Here is a 4,435-nt window from a genome sequence, read left to right as displayed (position 1 = left end):
GTGGAGCTGCCGGGAATCGAACCCGGGTCCTACGGCATTCCCTCAAGACTTCTCCGTGCGCAGTTCGCTACGCCTCTACTCGGATCTCCTGTTCACACGAACAAGTCAGGATGACGATCCCAGTCGCTGTTGGTTGTCCCGCTGAGTCCCGCGACCGGACTCCAGCGGTGGATCCCTCTAGCTGATGCCAGGGTCCGGGCCGAGGGCTCTCCCGGTCTGACAGACTCACCGTCGCTTAGGCAGCGAGGGCGAAGTCGCGCTGATTGGAATCGGCGCTTAATTGGTTGCAATGACGCTTACGGTGGTCTCTTGCCTGCACCGGCACGCTTCCCTTGATTCGATGCGCGAAGTCGAAACCGTTCAGCCCCTCGCACCCCGACCGATGGCTTCGGTCAGATCTCCAATGGTAAGGGACATAACCGACAAACCCCACCGATTACTCCCGCTGCGCTCTGACCAGGGCCGGCGGAGTCAGATCACGTAGGCCAGGTTCTCCACGATGCGGGCGCCGGCCCCGGTGTCACCGGCATAGTCGACGGACTGCGGGCGCCCCGCCAGCAGCGGCCGCCCGCCGGCCAACCGGGTGAACTGCAGGCCGTCGAGGGTGATCGCGACGGTGGGTTCGGCGTCGCCGAAATCGTCGACGAGCGCCGCGCGCCCGTTGACGGCCACCCGGATCTCCCGCGACACCGGGCCGGTCAGCCTGATCAGCACCCGGGAGCCGTCCGGGGCCTTGCCTTTCTTGGCCACCACGAAACCCATGCTGGACACCATCTCGTCGAGTGCAAGTCGGGTGTCCGGCCCGCCGAGTCCGTCGTCGCCGGCCGGGCGGCCCACCGCCTCCCGGATGTCGTGTTCGTGCATCCAGCAGTCGAACACCCGCACCCGCATGAACCGGCCGTAACTGTCCGGGCCGGCCGGGGTGAAGGTGACGGTGTTCCACTCCTCGACGGGCATCGACGACAGCGCCGCCCTACGGCGGGTGGTGATTTCGCGGAATCTGGTCAGCATGCCCGCCGGGGTCTCGTCGCGCAGATGCTCCACCCAGCGCTCGTTGAGCGTCCCGATGTCGTTGTGGACGTGGGTGCGCCCGGAGATGTCGACCTCCGGGGTGGGCGTGCCCGACAGCATCATCTCGGTGCCGACGATGTGGGCGACGACGCTGTGGACGGTCCAGCCGGGCAGCGACGTCGGCGCCTGCCAGGAGTCTTCGGGCAGCGCGGCCAGGACCGCCTCGATCCCGTCCCAGGAGGCGAACAGCCCGTTCAGTACCTCGTTCTTGTCCAGGACGGTGCGGGGGCGTTCTGCATCAGCCATTCCCCGAATGCTAGCCCAGCGGCCGACCCGCGAAAAGCGCCACCGACGCCACCGCCAGCACCAGACCGACCACCTGCCACCGGGTCATCCGTTCCCGTAGCACCACAATCGCCAGCAGCACGGTCGCCACCGGGTACAGCGAGATCAGCACACCGGCCAGCAACTGCAACGAGCCGTGCAGTGCCAGCAGCATGGTGATGTTGGCGCCGACGTCGAACAGCGCCGCACCCAACGCCAGCCGCATCGGAAAGCCTTGTGGCAGGCGGAATTCCCCCGTGAACGCGGCCGCGACGAACACCATCGCGGTGCCGGCCAGCCGCCCGAAGACCAGCGGCCACAGCCTGGCCTCCTCCGGCGCCTGGTGCAGCAGCACGTAGTTGAGGCCGAAACCGACACCGGCCCCCACGGTCAACCACGCCACCTGCCGGGTGAACCGGTGCGGGCGCTCATCCTCGTCGGTGGCTTCCCGGCTCACCAGCACCACCGCCACCAGGGCCAGCACCGCACCCACGCCGGCCGCCACCCCCGGGCGCTCCCCGATCGCCAACCCGACAGCCAGGGGAATGGCGGCGGCCAGCACCGCGGTCAGGGGCGAGACCACCGAAATCGGACCCGATCCCAGTGCGGCGTAGAACCACCACACCGCCAGGCCCTGGCTCAGCCCGCACAACGTCCCCCAGATCACCGCCGCCGGACTCAGCGTGCCGCCGAATCCCACGGCCAGGGCGGCCAGGATCACCAGAGCGACCGGGTAGGAGACCAGCACCACCCGCAATGCGGCAACGTGGCGGGAGGCGAGTCCGCCGACGAAATCGCTCAGGCCGTAACAGATCGCGGCGCTCAGCGCCAGCAGGATGCCGGTCAGATCTTGCCTTTGGTGCGCCGTCCCAGTTCCCGGATCACTTCTCGCTGGGCGTCGCGGCGGGCCAGGTCCTGACGCTTGTCATGCGCCTGCTTGCCGCGCGCCAGCGCCAACTCGACCTTGACCTTGCCGTCCAGGAAGTACATCGACAGCGGCACCAGGGTCAGGTTGCCGTCCCGGATCTTGCCCATCAGCATGTCGATCTGGCGGCGGTGCAGCAGCAGTTTGCGGTTGCGCCGCGGGGGGTGGTTGGTCCAGGTTCCGTGGTGGTACTCCGGGATGTGCAGGTTGCGCAGCCACACCTCGCCGTCGTCGACGGTGGCGAAGGAGTCCGCCATCGAGGCGTTGCCGTCCCGCAGGCTTTTGACCTCGGTGCCGGTCAGCACCACGCCGGCTTCGAAGACCTCCAGCACCGCGTAGTTGTGGCGGGCCCTGCGGTTGCTGGCGATGACCCGTTTGCCGCCCTTGCTGTCGCCGGACTTCCTGGCCGCCGCGGCTTTCCGCTCCGCCGATGCCTTCACCGGCTACTTCCGCACGTACAGCCGCAGTGTGACGTAGGCGGTGACAGCGGCCATCGCGACGCCGATGGCGAACATCGCCGGGGCGATGTAGAGGATGTCGGCGTAGTCGATCCTGGCGATGAGATTGGCTCGGTAGAACTGATCCAGCGCCTTGTCCAGGAACAGCGCCCGCGCGACGATCAGGCCGACGATGGCCAGCACCACACCGACCGTCGCGGCCAGCACCGCCTCCAGCAGGAACGGCAACTGGGTGTACCAGCGGGTGGCGCCCACCATGCGCATGATGCCGATTTCGGTGCGGCGGGTGTAGGCGGCGACCTGAACCATGTTGGCGATCAACAGAATCGCGCTGACGGCCTGCACGATCGCGATGGCGAAGGCGGCGCGGGACAACCCGTCGAGCACCGCGAACAGCCGGTCGATCAGGTCCTTCTGGTTGAGCACGTTGAGCACACCGGGCTGACCCTGCAGTGCGGTGTCGAAATCGGCGTGCTGTTCGGGGTTGTTCAGCTTGACGATGAACGACGCCGGGAACGAGTCCTTGCTGGCGACGTCCTTGTACTCGGGGAACTTGGTGACGGCGTCGTTGTAGGCGTCGTCCTTGTTCAGGAAGCGCACCGACTTGACGTCCTCGCGCCCCTCGATCTGCGCCCGCAACGCCTTGCACGGTTCGCCGTCGCAGGTGAGGTCGTTGGCCGAGATGTCCTGGTTCAGGAAGACCTGGCTCTCGACGCGGTCGAGATAGATGTTGCGCGACTGGTCGGCGAGACGCACCACCAGCAGGCCGCCGCCGAACAGTCCGATGGAGATGGCCGTCGTCAGGATCATCGCGATGGTCATGGTGACGTTGCGACGAAGGCCGGTGACGACCTCGTTGATGAGGAATCCCGCGCGCACCTCTAGCGGTCCATTCCGTAGACGCCGCGCTGCTCGTCGCGGACCAGCCGGCCCTGGGACAGCTCGATCACCCGCTGGCGCATGGAGTCGACGATGTGGTGGTCGTGAGTGGCCATCACCACGGTGGTGCCGGTGCGGTTGATCCGGTCCAGCAGGTCCATGATCTCCCGGCTGGTCTCCGGGTCCAGGTTGCCGGTCGGCTCGTCGGCCAGCAGGACCAGCGGCCGGTTGACGAAGGCCCGGGCGATGGCCACCCGTTGCTGCTCACCGCCGGAGAGTTCGCTCGGCAGGCGGTTGGCCTTGCCGGACAGGCCGACCATATCGAGCACCTCGGGCACCACCTTCTTGATGACGTCGGACGGCTTGCCGATCACTTCCAGGGCGAAGGCCACATTCTCCGCGACGGTCTTCTGCTGCAGCAGCCGGAAGTCCTGGAACACGCAGCCGATCACCTGGCGCAATTTGGGGATGTGACGGCCGGAAAGCTTGTTGACGTGGAACTTCGACACCTGGATCTCACCGGAGGTCGGCGACTCCTCGGCCAGCAGCAGGCTGATGAAGGTGGACTTGCCCGATCCGGACTCCCCGATCAGGAAGACGAACTCACCCTTGTCGATCTTGACGCTGACATTGTCCAGCGCAGGACGGCCGGAGGCCTTGTACTGCTTGGTGACATGGTCGACGGAGATCATCACGGCACGCCAGTGTAGCCGGGAACGCTGCCGCTACTGTGCCGGCGGCGCCGGAGCCGACCCGCCTCCGGCCGCGGCGGGGGTGTCCGCACCCGTGCCGGGCGGGCGCCCGGGTGGCTCCGCCGGGGTGGGGTTGGGCGCGGGCG

At 67.4% G+C, this 4,435-nt stretch carries 5 protein-coding genes and 1 other RNA gene; all 6 read right to left on the bottom strand.

Annotation, left to right across the window (positions count from 1 at the left end; all coding sequences use genetic code 11):
- Positions 1-368, bottom strand: a transfer-messenger RNA (tmRNA) gene (ssrA, locus tag ADBZ5U_RS14550); the annotation flags it as partial.
- Positions 369-471: 103 nt separating this feature from the next.
- Complete coding sequence (locus tag ADBZ5U_RS14545; RefSeq protein ID WP_526811365.1) at positions 472-1,317, bottom strand: maleylpyruvate isomerase family mycothiol-dependent enzyme; 846 nt, start codon at positions 1,315-1,317, stop codon at positions 472-474.
- A 10-nt stretch (positions 1,318-1,327) separates the two neighbouring features.
- Positions 1,328-2,182: an EamA family transporter gene (locus ADBZ5U_RS14540; RefSeq protein WP_526811369.1), complete on the bottom strand. Its 855-nt coding sequence runs from the start codon at positions 2,180-2,182 to the stop codon at positions 1,328-1,330.
- Complete coding sequence (gene smpB, locus ADBZ5U_RS14535) at positions 2,179-2,700, bottom strand: SsrA-binding protein SmpB (RefSeq protein ID WP_526811363.1); 522 nt, start codon at positions 2,698-2,700, stop codon at positions 2,179-2,181. The genes ADBZ5U_RS14540 and smpB overlap by 4 nt, the downstream gene beginning before the upstream one ends.
- Before the next feature lie 3 nt (positions 2,701-2,703).
- Complete coding sequence (ftsX, locus tag ADBZ5U_RS14530; protein ID WP_526811361.1) at positions 2,704-3,597, bottom strand: permease-like cell division protein FtsX; 894 nt, start codon at positions 3,595-3,597, stop codon at positions 2,704-2,706.
- A gap of 2 nt (positions 3,598-3,599) precedes the next feature.
- The gene (ftsE, locus tag ADBZ5U_RS14525) at positions 3,600-4,289 is read right to left on the bottom strand and encodes a cell division ATP-binding protein FtsE (protein ID WP_526811367.1); all 690 of its coding nucleotides are present in this window, start codon (positions 4,287-4,289) and stop codon (positions 3,600-3,602) included.
- Positions 4,290-4,435: the final 146 nt, after the last annotated feature.

The organism is Mycobacterium sp., from assembly GCF_040398885.1.
In the GTDB taxonomy this organism is placed as follows: Bacteria; Actinomycetota; Actinomycetes; order Mycobacteriales; family Mycobacteriaceae; genus Mycobacterium.
This window is presented reverse-complemented; position numbering and strand designations above follow the sequence as displayed.

What these genes read in the sequence shown, in the direction of transcription:
- ADBZ5U_RS14545 (WP_526811365.1), bottom strand. Translation starts at nt 1,317, where the DNA reads ATGGCTGATGCAGAACGCCCCCGCACCGTCCTGGACAAGAACGAGGTA.
- ftsE (WP_526811367.1), bottom strand. Translation starts at nt 4,289, where the DNA reads ATGATCTCCGTCGACCATGTCACCAAGCAGTACAAGGCCTCCGGCCGT.